This window comes from Bdellovibrio bacteriovorus str. Tiberius (genome assembly GCF_000317895.1).
Taxonomy (GTDB): domain Bacteria; phylum Bdellovibrionota; class Bdellovibrionia; order Bdellovibrionales; family Bdellovibrionaceae; genus Bdellovibrio; species Bdellovibrio bacteriovorus_F.
The window spans coordinates 267,473-283,448 of the sequence record NC_019567.1 but is presented as its reverse complement, the minus strand read 5'-3'; the positions used below and the strand labels follow the sequence as shown (position 1 = coordinate 283,448).

The 15,976-nt window shown below is 49.8% G+C and carries 17 protein-coding genes; 9 read left to right on the top strand and 8 right to left on the bottom strand.

The window, feature by feature from the left end; translation table 11 throughout:
* The first annotated feature begins 130 nt into the window (after positions 1–130).
* From BDT_RS01405 to BDT_RS01385, 5 genes are all read left to right on the top strand, one after another.
* A complete protein-coding gene (locus BDT_RS01405) occupies positions 131–1,141 on the top strand; it encodes a ketoacyl-ACP synthase III (protein ID WP_015089470.1) in 1,011 nt (336 codons plus the stop codon).
* Between the two features lie 14 nt (positions 1,142–1,155).
* A complete protein-coding gene (locus BDT_RS01400) occupies positions 1,156–2,655 on the top strand; it encodes an acyl-CoA synthetase (RefSeq protein WP_015089469.1) in 1,500 nt (499 codons plus the stop codon).
* Positions 2,656–2,731: 76 nt separating this feature from the next.
* Positions 2,732–3,256 carry a hypothetical protein gene (locus BDT_RS01395; RefSeq protein WP_015089468.1) on the top strand — a complete coding sequence of 175 codons (525 nt, stop codon included), beginning with the start codon at positions 2,732–2,734 and terminating at the stop codon, positions 3,254–3,256.
* A gap of 66 nt (positions 3,257–3,322) precedes the next feature.
* Positions 3,323–3,979: a matrixin family metalloprotease gene (locus tag BDT_RS01390; protein WP_015089467.1), complete on the top strand. Its 657-nt coding sequence runs from the start codon at positions 3,323–3,325 to the stop codon at positions 3,977–3,979.
* A 1-nt stretch (position 3,980) separates the two neighbouring features.
* Positions 3,981–4,673 carry a hypothetical protein gene (locus BDT_RS01385; RefSeq protein WP_041576816.1) on the top strand — a complete coding sequence of 231 codons (693 nt, stop codon included), beginning with the start codon at positions 3,981–3,983 and terminating at the stop codon, positions 4,671–4,673.
* Between the two features lie 8 nt (positions 4,674–4,681).
* Here the strand turns inward: BDT_RS01385 and BDT_RS01380 are convergent, their stop codons facing one another.
* The 6 genes from BDT_RS01380 to BDT_RS01355 all read right to left on the bottom strand — a co-directional run bounded on the left by BDT_RS01380 (position 4,682) and on the right by BDT_RS01355 (position 10,456).
* Positions 4,682–5,125 (bottom strand): outer membrane protein assembly factor BamE, encoded by a 444-nt coding sequence (locus BDT_RS01380; protein ID WP_041576814.1) that lies wholly within the window; start codon positions 5,123–5,125, stop codon positions 4,682–4,684.
* 86 nt (positions 5,126–5,211) lie between these two features.
* Positions 5,212–5,817, bottom strand: coding sequence for a hypothetical protein (locus BDT_RS01375; protein ID WP_015089464.1), 606 nt, complete (start codon positions 5,815–5,817; stop codon positions 5,212–5,214).
* On the bottom strand, positions 5,798–6,580 hold the full coding sequence (locus BDT_RS01370) for a hypothetical protein (protein ID WP_015089463.1): 783 nt from the start codon (positions 6,578–6,580) through the stop codon (positions 5,798–5,800). Before BDT_RS01370 ends, BDT_RS01375 begins: the two co-directional genes overlap by 20 nt.
* On the bottom strand, positions 6,581–9,247 hold the full coding sequence (secA, locus tag BDT_RS01365) for a preprotein translocase subunit SecA (protein ID WP_041576812.1): 2,667 nt from the start codon (positions 9,245–9,247) through the stop codon (positions 6,581–6,583).
* A 131-nt stretch (positions 9,248–9,378) separates the two neighbouring features.
* A complete protein-coding gene (locus BDT_RS01360) occupies positions 9,379–9,861 on the bottom strand; it encodes a tRNA (cytidine(34)-2'-O)-methyltransferase (RefSeq protein ID WP_015089461.1) in 483 nt (160 codons plus the stop codon).
* Positions 9,854–10,456, bottom strand: a complete 603-nt coding sequence (locus tag BDT_RS01355; RefSeq protein WP_235046219.1) for a gamma-glutamylcyclotransferase family protein — start codon at positions 10,454–10,456, stop codon at positions 9,854–9,856. The genes BDT_RS01360 and BDT_RS01355 overlap by 8 nt, the downstream gene beginning before the upstream one ends.
* Before the next feature lie 252 nt (positions 10,457–10,708).
* Between BDT_RS01355 and BDT_RS01350 the strand changes: the two genes are divergently transcribed.
* From BDT_RS01350 to BDT_RS01340, 3 genes are all read left to right on the top strand, one after another.
* Complete coding sequence (locus BDT_RS01350; RefSeq protein ID WP_015089459.1) at positions 10,709–11,047, top strand: P-II family nitrogen regulator; 339 nt, start codon at positions 10,709–10,711, stop codon at positions 11,045–11,047.
* A gap of 34 nt (positions 11,048–11,081) precedes the next feature.
* Positions 11,082–12,494: a type I glutamate--ammonia ligase gene (gene glnA / locus BDT_RS01345; RefSeq protein ID WP_015089458.1), complete on the top strand. Its 1,413-nt coding sequence runs from the start codon at positions 11,082–11,084 to the stop codon at positions 12,492–12,494.
* An 83-nt stretch (positions 12,495–12,577) separates the two neighbouring features.
* Entirely contained in the window at positions 12,578–12,985 is a 408-nt protein-coding gene (locus BDT_RS01340) for a glycine cleavage system protein H (protein ID WP_041576808.1), read from the top strand.
* 48 nt (positions 12,986–13,033) lie between these two features.
* Here the strand turns inward: BDT_RS01340 and BDT_RS01335 are convergent, their stop codons facing one another.
* Complete coding sequence (locus tag BDT_RS01335) at positions 13,034–13,588, bottom strand: DUF4383 domain-containing protein (RefSeq protein WP_015089456.1); 555 nt, start codon at positions 13,586–13,588, stop codon at positions 13,034–13,036.
* 150 nt (positions 13,589–13,738) lie between these two features.
* Between BDT_RS01335 and BDT_RS01330 the strand changes: the two genes are divergently transcribed.
* Positions 13,739–14,626, top strand: coding sequence for a DMT family transporter (locus BDT_RS01330; protein WP_015089455.1), 888 nt, complete (start codon positions 13,739–13,741; stop codon positions 14,624–14,626).
* On the opposite strand, the gene BDT_RS01325 is transcribed toward BDT_RS01330, so the two are convergent.
* Positions 14,607–15,893 carry a hypothetical protein gene (locus BDT_RS01325; RefSeq protein ID WP_015089454.1) on the bottom strand — a complete coding sequence of 429 codons (1,287 nt, stop codon included), beginning with the start codon at positions 15,891–15,893 and terminating at the stop codon, positions 14,607–14,609. The genes BDT_RS01330 and BDT_RS01325 overlap by 20 nt on opposite strands.
* Positions 15,894–15,976: the final 83 nt, after the last annotated feature.

The window sequence follows — 15,976 nt, the reverse complement described above, 5'->3', positions numbered from 1 at the left end:
CCGACAGGCCCCCGGTCCGTCAAAGGAAAAAGCACTTTTTCGCTCGGAGTATAGAGTTAATGCTCTAAATTTCTTTTCTTGCCAAAGTTGCGAAATTGAATTGTAGATAAGCGAAATCGCAAAGGATTAAATGATGACAACGACAAGAAAAGCGACAATTGCAGGGACCGGGATGTACGCGCCTGAGCGTGTGATCACCAATCAATATTTCAATGATCTTTACAAAAAAGACATCGGAACCTTCCTAGCGGAAAACCGCAACATCAAGGAACGCCGCTGGATGACTGAAGATCAGCGCACGTCTGATTTGATTCTGCCCGCTGCCGAACAGGCAATGAAAACCGCCGGCATCACGGCGAAAGATCTGGATCTTATTATTGTCTCTACCGACACACCCGATTATCTTTCCCCGTCCACCGCCTCGGTGGTGGCTTACCGCCTGGGTGCAGTGAATGCAGGAACTTATGACATCAACACCGCGTGCGCGGGTTTTGTTGTGGGTTGTGATATCGCTTCCAAATATATTTTCGCTGACAGCAAATACAAAAATGTTCTGGTGGTGGGCGCCTATGCGATGTCCAAGTATCTGAACTTTGATGATTACAAAATTGCCTCCCTGTTCGCCGATGGCGCGGGTGCGGTGATTCTGCAGCCATCCAAAGACAATTCAGGATTCATCGACAGTCAGATGTACACCGATGGTCAGTATCATGACTATATGGGCATCTATGCCGGAGGCACCGCCCAGCCGGTCACCCACCAGGTTGTAGAAAACAAAGGTCACCTGCTGACCTTCCCTAAACGCATTCCCCCTGAAACCAACGGCATTCACTGGCCGCGTCTGACTAATATTTTGTTGGATCGCATCCAGAAGAAGCCTTCTGATATCAAGCACTTCTTCATCACCCAGTTCAACGTGCAAAGCATTTACGAAACGCTGGATAAATTGGAGCTGCCGCGGGATCGCGCTCACTACGTGATGGACCGCTTTGGTTATACCGGCTCTGCCAGCATCGGCATGGCGGTGGCGGATGCAGCCAACCAGAAAAAAATGAAAAAAGGCGACTTGGTCTTTATGTTGGGCTCTGGCGGTGGTATGAGCATGGCTGCACTGGCTCTGGAATGGGGATACGACACTTAATCCACGAGAAGGTAATGATGGAACTGGATTGGCTGAAACGCTGGAAGCTTTATTCACCGAAAAATATCGCCATTAAAGATGGCGATACGGGCCGTGAATTGTCCTATGCTGAATTTTTTGATCTGGCCAATGCCGGAGCACACGTGCTGCACGAAAAATTTGGCATCTGCAAAGGCGATCGCGTGGCGGTTCTGGCCACCAACGAGCTGGAATATGTGTTCCTGTTCTTTGCCTTGCAACGCCTGGGTGCCATCATGGTTCCAGTCAACTTCCGACTGACCCAGCGAGAGGTCAACCACATCATCACCGACTCTTCCCCAAAGCTGGTTCTGTTCCAGGAAACGTATCGCGACATCGTCGAAAACCTTCCCGGCACCAGACACTATCTAATGCAGGGACCAGACAGCTTCGCTGCGGACCTGCTAAGCCCGCCAGCACAGGGGGAAGTTCCTTTTGTGCCCAAGGAAAATGACCCGGCGATGATCCTTTACACGTCAGGCACAACTGGTTCCCCGAAAGGCGCCATCCTGACTTACAAAATGATCTTCTGGAACTCGATCAACACAACCTTGCGATTAAATATCTCGCAAACCGACTGCACGGTGATCTTTTTGCCGTTCTTCCACACCGGTGGCTGGAATGTTTTGACGACGCCGTTCATTCATCGTGGTGCCAAAGTCGTGTTCTTGAAAAAATTCGACGCTGAACAGATTTTGTCTTTAAGTGAAAAAGAAAAAGCGACATTGCTGTTTGGCGTTCCGACCACCATGGAAATGATGGCAAGATCCCCGCGCTTCACCGACACCAACTTAGAAAACATCCGCTATGCCATTGTCGGCGGCGAACCCATGCCTTTGGAGCTGATCAAGACCTGGGATCAAAAAGGCGTTCCGGTGCGCCAGGGTTACGGCCTGACCGAGTTTGGCCCGAATGTGTTTTCTTTGAATGAAGAAGACGCCCTTCGCAAAATCGGCTCTATCGGTTTTCCTAATTTCTATACTGAAGCCAAAGTTGTCGACCCCGAAGGCCGCGAACTGGGAGCGAATCAGGTGGGCGAATTGTTATTGCGCGGTCCGATGATCATGCAGGGCTACTGGCACAACGAAAAGGCCACGCAAGACACCATCAAGGAAGGCTGGCTATACACCGGTGATCTGGTCCGTCGCGATGAAGAAGGATATTACTACGTCGTTGGCCGCAAAAAAGACATGTTCATTTCCGGCGGCGAAAATGTTTATCCTCCAGAGGTTGAGCAGATACTGCGCACCCACCCAGGGGTTCTGGAAGCCGCCGTCATTGGCGTTCCGGACGACAAATGGGGCGAGGTTGGAAAGGCCTTTGTGGTTCGCAGCAGCAATGACCTGACGCCGGAAACCCTGCACCAGCACTGCGTTCAGAACCTTGCTAAATTCAAAATTCCCAAGCATTTCGTGTTTTTGCCAAGCCTTCCCAAAGGCGACAGTGGCAAGATCCTGAAACGCGTCCTTGCGGAAACGGTGAATCAAAGTATCTAGCCAGCAGTTCCGCATTTTAAATTATACAAACTCCCGGGCCGGAGTTATACAAGGTCCACCTAAACGGAGACTTTTTATGAAAAAGCTGATGACGGGCCTTTTGTTGGCCGTAAATCTGATTTCCTTCAATGCCTTTGCTGACAAGCAATTCGTGGGCGCGAACAAATTCTATGACTTGATCGAAGACTACAAAACCGTCTGCAAATCTGCAGAATGCGCAAAGCCTTACCGCGAAAGAATCATCTACACCAACGGTGTGCGTGATTCCTTCCTGACAAAGTTCCAGTTCGAAAGACTTGAGCGCATCTCTGACAAGCAAGCCTTCATCTGGATGGACACTGTGTTGCAAGGTGACTATCACGCTGACGGTAAAACTGTTTTGGAAGAAGTTGTGGCGATCTTTAAAGGGTCTGTCGTTGTTGCTTACAAAGTCGATTACAGCCAGATGGCTTGGTATGTCGGGGCTTGTGGCTGGAATGGCGAAACCTTGGCGGGCTTGGAAAATTGTCCAATGGGCAAAATCCATGAGTCCAGCTATGTGTCCCCAGATTTCAAAACGTATATTCGCAACGACGACGACATCGCGTCCTTCTATAGATAGGTCCTAGGTCGAGTATTCATTTCTTGTCAGGTTGCGCGTATAAAACTCGTGTAAACTGACAAGTATATGTTCAAGTGGATCGTCCTTTCTTTCACCCTTCTATCTTTGTGCGCCTGCGAAAAAGGCCCCAATCTTGGGCCCGGCGACGACGATCTATTAGCCAGTGAAAATCAAGCCGACTGCGGATTCGTACAGAACTCTTACGGTCAGCGTGTTTCCTGGAAATCCAACATTCCGGTAAAATTAAAACTTCACAGCAGCTATCCGGCTGAATACGAAGATGCGCTTAACAAAGCCGCCCAGCACTGGAACGACGCTGCCGGGATGACTTTGTTCACCTTCAGTCACGTGACAGATTCCCAGGCCAACGCCGCCGCCAAGGATGCCAAAAGCACCGTACACGTCCTGACAGCGTGGCCCTGGCAGGAAGCTCCGAAAAAGAACTATCAGGCTTTAACGACCCTGTACTGGCGCTCGAACCAGATCTATGAAGCGGATCTGATTCTGAACGATCAGTTCTTTAACTTCTTTACTTACGACACCCCGTCTATGGGTTCGGGTGTGCATCTGGAAAGTTTGATGGTGCACGAACTGGGACATGTGTTGGGTCTCAAACACCGCGACAACACCATAGCCAGCGTTATGTGGAGTATTCTAAGTTCAGACACAATCCGCAACACCCTGACTCAGGCGGATCGTGATACAATAAAGTGCGAGTATTAATATGAAGAGACAAAAGTCACCGCCACAAAAAATGTCGCGCATGATGAGCCTGATCTTACTGATGGCGGCTCTTCCGTTTATATTGCACACTCTGAACGAGAAACTTTCGCCGAAACGCAAAGTCGCCTCCGACGGTGGATTAAGTTCGGTGGGCACGATCTCTGACAGTTTCGATTTGAGCGAAGCATCCCCTGAAGAATTTAAAAAAGCCTTCAAATACCAGATTCTAAAAAATGTCGAAGTGGATCAGTTCAGCGATGGCCCCGGCATCAAGCTGGGTCTGTTCCTGATGAAAAGCCCTGCCGGGTCCCGCGTATTTGTGTGTGACCGCTATCCGACCGTGGATCTTTTGTTCTCGGCAGAAGGCGTGGCGATTTCCGGTGAAATTCCGAAGATGGTCGTGCGAATTCCTTGCGTGGTCAGCGATGATCAGAATCACATCGCAGCCTTCCCGATTCCGTTTGCACGGATCTTTGCAAGCCCGGTCAGTGACTTTGAATTCGACATCACCGCCCCCGGCATTCGTGAAGGTGGCAAAATCTTCTTCCGCAATGTCGTGGATGAATGGCCGCGCGAGTGGGCTTGGACCGGCGTGAAGTTTTATGGAAAAGATGCTTCAGACACTTTAGAGATCACCGGTTATGAAGTGATCTCTGTCTTGGGTGAACCCCTGGTATTGCCCCAGGGTCAGTAAAACCTGCCTTAACGAACCGGCTCGAAATCCGGAACATAACGAACCTTGTCCTCGCCCTTTGATTTCTTTTCATACTCATCATAGGAACGACGGTGACCTTCAACATCGCGGGCAATCTGTTCGTCGATCTCGCGGTTCTTGCGATCGTTCAATGAATCCAGAGCCACGGCATTCTTTTCTGCCGGCGGCTGCCAGATATCACCAACATAGATGGCGTTGCCTTCAAAGAACTGCACTTCTTTCACAAACTTGATGCGCTTATCATAGAACACATAAGTCCAACGGTCTTTGCCATGAAATCTTTGAGTTTGGGTGGGGCTTCCCATCAGATCCAGAACGTCGTCTTTTTCCATTCCTGGCGTGATTTCTTCAAACTGCTTCAGCATGGATGTCTGGCAGGCAGACAGCATCAGGCCAAGCGAAATCAACGGTATAGCCGCATATCGGAGCATACTTCCCCCATTCTTCTAAGGTACCAGCTTCGCCCGTTCCTCGAAAGCGAGCAACTTTCTTTTGTCTCAAACTGGGACAGGGTTTTTTATTTTTTCAGGATGACCGGATCGGTCAGACTGGCCGGGGCCTGAGGGGCGGACTTTTTATGCCCGTCAGCAGCCTCAGAGGCTTCCACCTTTTTTACATCTTCCGGTGTGTCGTACTGACTGCGAACCTTCTTCAGGGTGCGTTTCACGGATGAACCCAGGCTCATCTGATTTTCCATTTCTTCGATGGTCTTTAAATCAATGCGCTCGTATTCGCGCTTATCCGCCAGACCCTTTTCAGGATAGCGGTATTTCAGCAAAGTTCTTTCTTTGTCGTAGTCTTTAAGATTCTTTGCCATGTCCTTGTGCAAGGTCATCATGTGGCCCAGAATCTCATTCACCTTGGCGGGGTCCTTGGTGTGCTGTTTTTCCAGAATCAGTTTCTGAATTTCAGTTTCCCCGGCCTTGATCTTGGCTTCCAAAGCCGCCACCCGCGCCTGAACCACGCCATAGCTTTCTTCGCGGGATTTGACCTCTTTCGGGGCCGCTTCCTTTTTTTCGCCGTGGCCTCCGCCATGCTCTTCCCCCCCGCTGGCCAAAGCCACGGAAGCAGACAAAAGAATTGTCAAAAAGCTTAACGAAATTTTAGGAACCAGACAGGACATCTTGCCTCCAGGAAATTTTAAAAGGCAGATACTTTATTCGGTTGATAAGGACAGATGCTTTAGCCGGGGTCAGCCCACGTAATACAAGCCTTCCGCCGCCCACGTGCGACAGCAGATCCGTCACATCCCAGCCAAAGCGGGAATCAGTCATCGCCTCGCGAAGCTGGGTCACCAAACGACTGGATTCAATCCCATCAATCGTGACCGTGTAAGCCAGTGGGCCCACCGCCGTGTCGGCGTTGGCAAAATCAGTGACATCAGAAAAATCCGCCGTGTCTGAAGACATCGGTGCAGGTTCTGCCATCGGCTGAGAATTCACCGAATCCAAAGTCTGACTGAAATCGTAGGGGGCTTCTTCCGCTGGAGGGACGTCACCCGGAACCTCGACAGGTTCAGAGTAAGAAACATTGTCCTGCGGAGGCGCATTCATCCCCGGATCTTGAGAAGGCTCGTAAGCCTGCTCAGCATACTGCGGATCGCTGGAATACGGCTGATCCTGATAGGATTGTTCCGGGATTGAATTATCGGGAGTATAAGGGACAAATTCCTGTCCACCCTGGAAGTCGGTGCCGTTTTGAAAGCTTTGTGCAGGCTCTGAAAACGACTCGGCCGGAGTTTCTGGCTCCGGCTCGTGTTGTGCCAACTCTGGCTGTCCATTCCAGTCGACAAAGAAAACCGCATTGCAGTGGGAACACGTGAAAAGAGTCCCCAGATGCTTATCAAGAATCTCTACCGGCTGGTGGCAACTTGGACAAGAAGCCAATTATCTTTTTCCCTTCGTGTCTTTTTCCTGACGACGACGCTCTTCACGGTTCATCGGACGGTCGTCACGAGGGCCGCTTTGGAAGGTCATCTTGCGCTTTGGAGCATCTTCAGTCTCTGGCAGGCTGTGGCCGATGTCCGCTTCGCTTGGAGATGAATAATCCAATTCATCCAGGTCTGCTTCTTCCGGACGCAGGCTTTCCAAAACTTCCTGCTCGTTCTGCTGAGCCACCAATTGAACGCGCATCACTTTTTCGATCGCATCAGACTTGATGGTGTTGTTCAGGGTTTCAAAGGCTTTGAACGCCTCTTTTTTGTACTCGATCAAAGGATCTTTCTGAGCGTAACCACGCAAAGAGATACCCTCTTTCAGTTTGTCGATCACGTACAAGTGGTTTTTCCAGTGATGATCGATGCTTTGAAGAAGGATCATTTTCTGAACCTGTTCAAAGAACGGACCCATGGAATTTTTCTGACGATCCCAAACTTCTTTCACGCCGGATTTCACGCCGTCTGTGACAGTTTCAGTGTTCACCGCCATAGTCGTGAAATCGATTTTGAAACCGAAGCTTTGTGCCAGGGAGTTATTAAGACCTTCCAGGCTCCACTCTTCTTTTTTGCCGCCTTCAGGAATGTGAGTGTCCAAAAGATTGGAAACAACATCACCCAGCCAGTCCAAAGTGGTTCTTTCGATTTCCTGACCTTCCAGAACCTTGCGGCGCATGCCGTAGATCGCGTTTCTCTGTGCATTCATCACAGAGTCGTATTCCATCAGGTTTTTACGGATATCAAAGTTGTGGCCTTCGACCTTGCGCTGAGCGCCTTCGATCGCGTTGGTCACCATTTTTGCTGTGATTGGTTCATCTTCAGGGATGTTCAGCATTTCCATGATCTTCTGGATGCGCTCACCGTTGAAGATTCTCATCAATTTGTCTTCCAGGGACAGATAGAATCTGGATTCGCCCGGATCACCCTGACGACCGGAACGACCACGCAACTGGTTGTCGATACGGCGGGATTCGTGACGTTCAGTACCGATGATGTACAAACCACCGACAGAGCGAACTTCCGCGCGCTCCGCTTCGACCTGAGGTTTGATTTTCAGAACCGCTTCCGCGAATTCCGGAGAATCATCGTTACCCACCTGCGCTTTTGCCAGCATGTCGGCGTTACCGCCCAGCATGATGTCAGTACCACGACCGGCCATGTTGGTGGCGATGGTCACTGCACCCTTACGACCCGCCTGAGCGATGATTTCCGCCTCGCGTTCGTGGTGTTTCGCATTCAGAACTTCGTGCTTAACGCCTTCTTTGCGCAGGAAAGAACTTAAAGCTTCGGATTTTTCGATGGATTCAGTACCCACCAGAATCGGCTGACCCTTGGCCATACGTTCTTTGATGTCGGCAGTGATGGCTTTGAACTTCGCCTTTTCAGACTTGTAAACCACGTCTTCCTGATCGGCCCGCTGAATCGGACGGTTGGTCGGAATCACGTTCACGTCAAGATTGTAGATTTTTTTGAACTCGACAGCTTCAGTATCAGCTGTACCCGTCATGCCCGACAGTTTGTCGTACATACGGAAGTAGTTCTGGAAGGTGATGGTCGCCAAAGTCTGATTCTCAGACTTAACTTCAACGCCTTCTTTGGCTTCGATGGCCTGGTGCAGACCATCGCTCCAGCGACGACCCGGCATCAAACGACCGGTGAATTCATCAACGATCACGATCTCGCCGTCTTTGATCATGTATTCCACATCAAGACGATACAGATAGTGAGCTTTCAAACCCTGATACACGTGGTGCAGGATCTCGATGTTTTGAGGATCGTAAAGATTGGAAAGACCCATCAGCTCTTCGACTTTCGCGTTTCCGGCGTCAGTCAGGGAAGCTGTTTTGGATTTTTCCTCCATGTTGAAATGAACATCGCGCTTCAGGTGCGGGATGATCTGATTCACAGCATAGTATTTGTCCGTGGAGGATTCCGCAGGACCGGAAATGATCAGCGGGGTACGCGCTTCATCGACCAGAATGGAGTCGCACTCATCGACGATGGCATAATAGTGAGGTCTTTGAACATAGTCGTTCAAATCAAACTTCATGTTGTCGCGAAGATAATCAAAGCCCAGTTCGTTGTTTGTGCAGTAAGTGATGTCACAAGCATACATCTGTTTGCGCTGCTGATCGTTCAGACCGTGAACGATGATACCAGTGGTAAGACCCAGCCAGCCGTAAAGACGACCCATGTGTTCGGCATCACGACGAACCAGGTAATCATTCACAGTTACTACGTGCACACCACGGCCAGTAAGAGCGTTCAGATAAACCGGCAGTGTTGCCACCAGGGTTTTACCTTCACCCGTTCTCATCTCGGCGATGTTGCCGCGATTCAGAACATAACCACCGATCAACTGAACGTCATAGTGGCGCATTCCCAATACACGCTTAGAGGCTTCACGGCAGACCGCAAATGCTTCCGGCAGGATATCGTGAACTGTTTCGCCTTTCTTCAGACGCTCTTGAAATTCAGGAGTCTTGGCTTTGAGTTGATCATCCGTAAGAGCTGCCATCTGAGGTTCCAGGGCATTGATACGATCCACAGTAGGCTGGATCTTTTTCATCTCACGGTCGTGCTTCGTTCCGAACATTTTTGTCAAAATTTGTGTAACCATAGCCTATGAGGATAGACCCAAATTGACATAAGCGGCAAGGTAAGGGGGCAATTTCTGGATGCGTCATTGACGCGATTTTACTAAGTATTTCTAAGACTTTCTTATGAGGCGACCTCGACTAAAGCCTTAAACTATCGCAATGAAAATTGAACCTGACGAAGCCCCTCGTAAGCGGCGATCGCCACACTGGTAGCCAGATTCAGGCTACGCGCGCCCTCACCGATCATGGGAATGGTGACGGTTTGTTCCGGGTGCTTTTGCAGGAATTCAGGATCAAGACCCTTCGTTTCTTTACCAAAAACGAACCAATCTCCGGATTGATACTGAGGTTCAAAATAGGTGCGCTGGGTCTTGGTGGTGAAAAGCCAGATGCGGGATGGATCTTCGACGTGTTTCCACCAGTCCTCGAAGGTTTCGTGGCGATACCACGTCAGGTGAGGCCAGTAATCCAGCCCCGCCCGCTTCAAGTTGGTGTCGTTGATCTCAAAGCCCATCTTTCCCACAATGTGCAGTTCGCAGTTGGTACCAACACACGTGCGCCCGATATTTCCGGTGTTTTGCGGGATTTCGGGCTCGATAAGAACAATGCGGAAAAGTTTCTGAGAATTAAGCAAGGTGTCTGTAAACCTCTTGGCCCAGTTTGGACAGCGCCAGTCGACGACCTTTATCGACGATCAGCTCAAGATTCATCAGCTCGCGATAGAGCGTCAAATCAATCGGTACAATCTCCCGGCCAGAGGAGCGACCCAGTCTCTGAATATAAGTGACCTGCTTGTCACTCAGTTTGGAAGTCAGCACCGGCTGTTCTTCCATGGAGCGTCTCCAGTCGCCGCCTGAAATCACGGTGGCATTCACCGGCAGCTTCAGAGGATTCAGGAAATAGATCCAAGCTTTCACCGGAGCGGACATGCCTTCCGGATGCACTTCGATCTCTTCTCTGGAGTAAAGGCTCTTGTCCGGATCCAGGCGATTGTAGCCGTGGAATTCATCCATCAGGCTCAGCAATAGATCGGATCCCTTAAGCTCAATCAGTTGTCCCGGAACCAGGTCAGATCCCCCTTTGACCATCGCCGGGAAACCCACTTTCAAGCGGTAGGCTGTCGCCTTAACCCTTGCAAATACTGAAGATTCCACGAAATTCTGGATCTTGCCGAAATGGACCATGCCCTCGCAAAAAGAACCGTAAACGAAAAAACGCGTTGTAGTCATTATCCCCCCCGAGTACGACAACAAAGTTTGATTTTCCGAAAATGAGGTCCCGTGTGTACCAAAAACCACATGGCACCGCAAGCCGCATTGGCAGCGCTTTTTCTTTTTTTCCAAGGAGTGACACTTACTGGTCTGCGTTATTACGAAATTAAAAAAAATAAATGACCTTTCTAGTTTTTGCATTCCTGAGTTCCTTTGCTATCCTTTTGAAAATCCAAATTTAGAAGTTCGTTTTCCCGAACAAAGAAGTAGATGAAAAAAATTGAGGCAATCATAAAACCCTTCAAGCTTGATGATGTGGTCGATGCTCTCTCAGAGGTCGGCGTTGAGGGGATCACTGTCTCAGAAGTTCGTGGTTTCGGTCGGCAAAAAGGGCGCACTGAAGTTTACAAAGGCGCCGAATACGTTGTCGATTTTCTTCCAAAGATAAAAATTGAAGTGGTTCTTCCCTCAGCGCTGGTTGACAGCGCGGTGGAAGCCATTCGCAAAACAGCTCACACAGGCAAGATTGGTGACGGCAAAATCTTCGTGCTTCCTGTGGACTCAGCCCTTCGCATCCGCACCGGTGAGAAGGACGAGCAGGCTCTTTAGATTATGCTTTTTTAACCCCCCAGGGAGGCTCACGATGACCGGTAAAGATGTTTTGAAGTTCGCCAATGAAAAAGGCGCCAAGATGGTGGATCTGAAGTTCTGCGATATGCTCGGAACCTGGCAGCACCTGACTGTGCCTTTGCACCAACTGACTGCTGAAGCTTTTGAAGAAGGCTACGGCTTTGACGGAAGCTCCATCCGCGGCTGGAAAGGCATCGAAGAGTCAGACATGATCATCATGCCGGATCCATCCACTGCAATGATGGACCCGTTCATGCAGGTTCCAACCTTGTCCTTGATCTGCGATGTCTGCCTTCCTGAAACACTTCAAGCCTACAACCGTGACCCTCGCCAAGTTGTGAAAAAAGCCATTGCTTACATGCAGTCCACCGGTATTGCTGACACGGCTTACTTCGGTCCGGAAGCGGAGTTCTTCATCTTTGATGACATTCGTTACGAACAAACCAACAACTCTGCCTTCTATATGATCGACAGTGACGAAGCTGTCTGGAACACCGGACGCGACGAGGGCGGTAAAAACCTGGGTTACAAAATCCGCCCTAAAGAAGGTTACTTCCCGGCCCTGCCGACAGATTCCCAGCAGGATCTAAGAACCGAAATCTGCCTTGAGCTTGAAAGATGCGGCATGCAAGTGGAACGTCATCACCACGAAGTTGCCTCCAGCCAGGGTGAGATCAACTTCCGCTTCGACACCGCTCTGAATATGGGCGACAAGATGATGTGGTTCAAATACATCGTGAAAAACGTGGCGAAACGCTACGGTAAAACTGTGACCTTCATGCCAAAACCGATCTTCGGCGACAATGGTTCCGGCATGCACATCCATATGTCCCTGTGGAAAGACGGAAAAAACCTGTTTGCTGGCAATAAATACGCAGGCCTTTCTGAAATGGCTTTGTACTATATCGGTGGTGTTTTGAAACACGCTCCGGCTCTTTGCGGTATCATCAACCCGACAACCAACTCTTACAAGCGTCTGGTTCCGGGCTTTGAAGCTCCGACAAAACTGGCTTACAGCTTCAAAAACCGTTCTGCGGCAATGCGTATCCCGAACTCCGGTCCAAATCCGAAGGCAAAACGCATTGAATTCCGTACTCCAGATCCATCTGCCAACATTTACCTGGCGGAAGCAGCCATCCTGATGGCGGGTCTTGACGGTATCATCAACAAGATCAACCCAGGTGATCCACTGGACAAGGACATCTACGGCCTGCCTCCTCAAGAAGCAGCGGCGATCCCTTCTGTTCCGGGCACTTTGGAAGAAAGCTTGAATCATCTGATGAAAAACTGCAGCTTCCTGAAAAAAGGCGATGTTTTCACGGATGACTTGATCGAAACCTGGGTTCAGTACAAAATCGACAAAGAAGTGCGTCCGGTTCAGCAAAGACCGGTTCCCTACGAGTTCCATTTGTACTACGATTGCTAATCGCGCCCCCCGCCACGCGGAGGATGTGGTGCGAGCTTGCTCGCACCACTGGACTAGATTCAGTATTTAGATAAGGAAAGAATATGGCATCTGACGACGTAAGAAATTTTATGGGCTATCTGTGGATCCGAAAGGAAGATGGACTCATCACTATCGGTATCAACGAAGACGGTCTTGAAGACTTCGAATCCATTTCTTCTGTGGACTTGCCTGCAGAAAATGAACAGGTCGAAGAAGATGTTGTGATCGGCACTTTGGAAACTGACGACGGGCCACTGGACATCTACACTCCGGTTTCTGGAACTGTGGTGGAAGTGAACTCTCAGGTTATTGACGATCCATCTTTGATCATGGAAGACCCTTATGAAGAGGGCTGGTTGATCCGCATCGAGGCTGACGAAGAAGCTGATGAGGACGATGAAGACGAAGATGATGACGACGACGATGATGATGATGAAGACGACGATTACGAAGATGAGGACGAAGACTAGTCCTTCAGATCAAGCCCCGGACAACCGGGGCTTTTTTTATTTCTTAAATCAATGCCAGGTGGTTCCCTTCGGAGCCATACGATCCAGTTTTCTGGCCGTCAACCAGGCTCCGATCACAAACGCCGCCCCGATCAGAATGTGCACGATATGATCGGCAGTTCCCAGTTCAAGATATCCTGGAATCAAACGCCACCAGAAGGAATCATAGTCCATCATTGGCGGAATCATCGTGGTGTTGGAGCCGAACAAGAACCCGGCAAGCCCCAGCATTCCATAGATAGCCCCAAAGATGTAACTGAAGCGCTCGGCTGAAATCAGTGAATTATTCACCCCAAACCACAGTGCTGCCACACCCGAGAAGATGTGTACCAAGTTATGGGTCCAGCCCAGATGCATTCCAAACAAGTTTGGCAAAACAAAGCCCGCCATTCCGACCAGCACAAAAGCCACGCCCACAACCATACACACCCACTGTGCGGGCGAAGTTTCGCTTTCAGCCAGCACCACAGGTTTTTCTTCAGGGCGTTGTATGGTTTTCGAGACTTTCTCTTGTTTAGGAATCTGTTTGGGTGTTTTTTCAAAGTTCGATCTTTGCGGTTCCATAAGATGCTCCTTTGTTTTAACAGCACCATTATCCGCCTTCACGAAGCCCTTCGGCAGAAGACTTATGGAATTTTGACAAGATTCATGAACCAAACTGCGATTCAACAGGAATCCGGTGACCCTCTTTGGACCTTCTGCTAAATTCCGTCCATGTCTGCAAGGTTTGAGAATCTGATTTTATACGCAATTTGCACCCTGATCTGGGGATCCACCTGGCTTGTTATCACCTTCCAGATTGATGCGGCATCACCGGTGACTTCGGTGTTCTGGCGCTTTTTGCTGGCGGCAGGATTGTTGTGGGCCTTCTGCCTTTGGAAAAAACAAAACCTGAAGTATTCCAAAAAAGATCATCTGCTGTTCGCGGGCCAGGGTGTTTTGATGTTTTCCATCAACTATATGCTGACCTATACCGCTGAAACCATGATCAGTTCCGGAATGGTGGCATTAAGTTTCACTGCACTGGTTTATTACAACATGTTCGGCATGCGCCTGTTCTTTAAAAAACCCATCACACCCAATGTGATCTGGGGATCACTTCTGGGTGGTGTGGGGATCATCTTTATTTTCCTGAACGAGATTCTGAATTTTGATCCCAGCTCAAAAACCATCTGGGGTCTTTTGGTGGGGTTCCTGGCAACCCTGTCGGCATCCTTGGGAAATATGGTTGCGCAAAAAAGCTATCAGCAAAAAATTCCAGTGGTGGTCACCAACACCTGGGGCATGCTTTACGGCAGCCTGTTCACTTTGGTCATCGCCTTGTTTTTGGGGCATGATCTAAGCATCCCGCTGAATGCGCGTTTCCTTGGCGCCCTTTTCTATCTGGCTTTGTTCGGATCAGTGATTGCTTTTGGTGCCTATCTGTCGCTGGCTGGCAGAATTGGAGCGGAGAAAGCCGCCTATACCAGCGTGCTTTCTCCGGTGATTGCTCTGACACTTTCCAGCTTCTTTGAGAACTTCCAGTGGACGCCTTACATCGTCCTTGGTGTGGTTCTGTGCCTGCTGGGAAATGTGCTGACGCTTACCAAGCGGGCGGGTTGATTCCCGGAGGAAGGAAGAACACCCCCACTTGGAACATGATGGAAATCGTCTTGTCTGTTGTCTTTCTTAAATCCCGGCCCTGCGGGGCGCCGTTATCCACGATGATCAAACCGTCATTGCTGCCTGAAATATAAGTGTGCCCCGGAGTATATCCAGCACCGTTCATCATGATCGCACCCAGAATCGGTTTGTACTTTGTGGAATCCCAGGCAATCCAGCCGGCCTTATAAAGCGCCATGGAATAGTTCACCACGGCGGCAGTGCTGGACCAGATCAACTGATTGCCTTTGGTCTTATTAAAGTCATCCGTCACGCGATACCCCGCGCGCTGATAAGCCTGGCGCAAAAGCTCTGACTGAAATTCAGCACAAGGCACATTCGAAAAACCGTGACGAACCGCTGTGCCCTGAGTCGCAATACTCCAAGCACCGGTGGTCGTGATCACCCCTGATTTTTCAAAGTCGATGGATCTTTGGGTGGCGATGGATTTATCCACCATCAGGTACGATTTCGGCGTGGCCACTTCGCGGTTCACCGCTTTTTGCAATTCTGCGAATATGCTCTGATACTTTTCACGCTGAGCGGTCGTCATTGAAGCCGGATCGAGGCCCTTGTTCAGTTTCACACCAAAACGTTTGGTGACCGAGGTGACGTAATTGAATTTGGGCTTTCCGTTCGGCTGATAGTGCTTCAAAAAGCCTTCTCCGGCCGTGGCTGCCTGAACCACGGCAAAGTTTCCTTCGGTGCCTTCCAGGTTTCCGACAATCGAAGCAAACACAAACAGTCCACCCGAAGTTTTGTTGATTTCATCAATCTTGCTTTGTGGGAACTGCGATTTAAACGCGTTGGTCACCGACACAATCTTCACCGGATACAAGAAACCAGTGCTGGATCTTTCCAGCGCCCCGCTGGAAGTGCGGTAATCCAGATGTTTGACTTCATAGTTGGACGGAACTTCGATTTGAGTTCCCGCAGGCAGTTCCACTTTGTTTTCAAGGATGCCGGATTTTTCATAACGCAAAGTCATCGCCTGATTTAGCAACAGCTTCTGACTGGTCACAGTACTGCCACTGCCCGGGCCGGTATCGCCACCGGCTTCTTCCGGAGCTTCCACATCTGTGGTCGGCGGAACGATCGATGCACTTTCATTGCCGGTTTCATCAATGGCTGGGAAATCGTTTGCTGGCGCACATGCCGCCAGGGTCAAAAGTGCTGCCAACAGACCTGACAACGATAGCAACTTGGTGATTTTTGTGGTTCCTACCATGGGACCTCCGTTCACAGAGGTCTTCGGTCGACTCACATTAGGAATTTAATCTTTTTTCTGGTGTAAAAACTTTTTTCATCAGG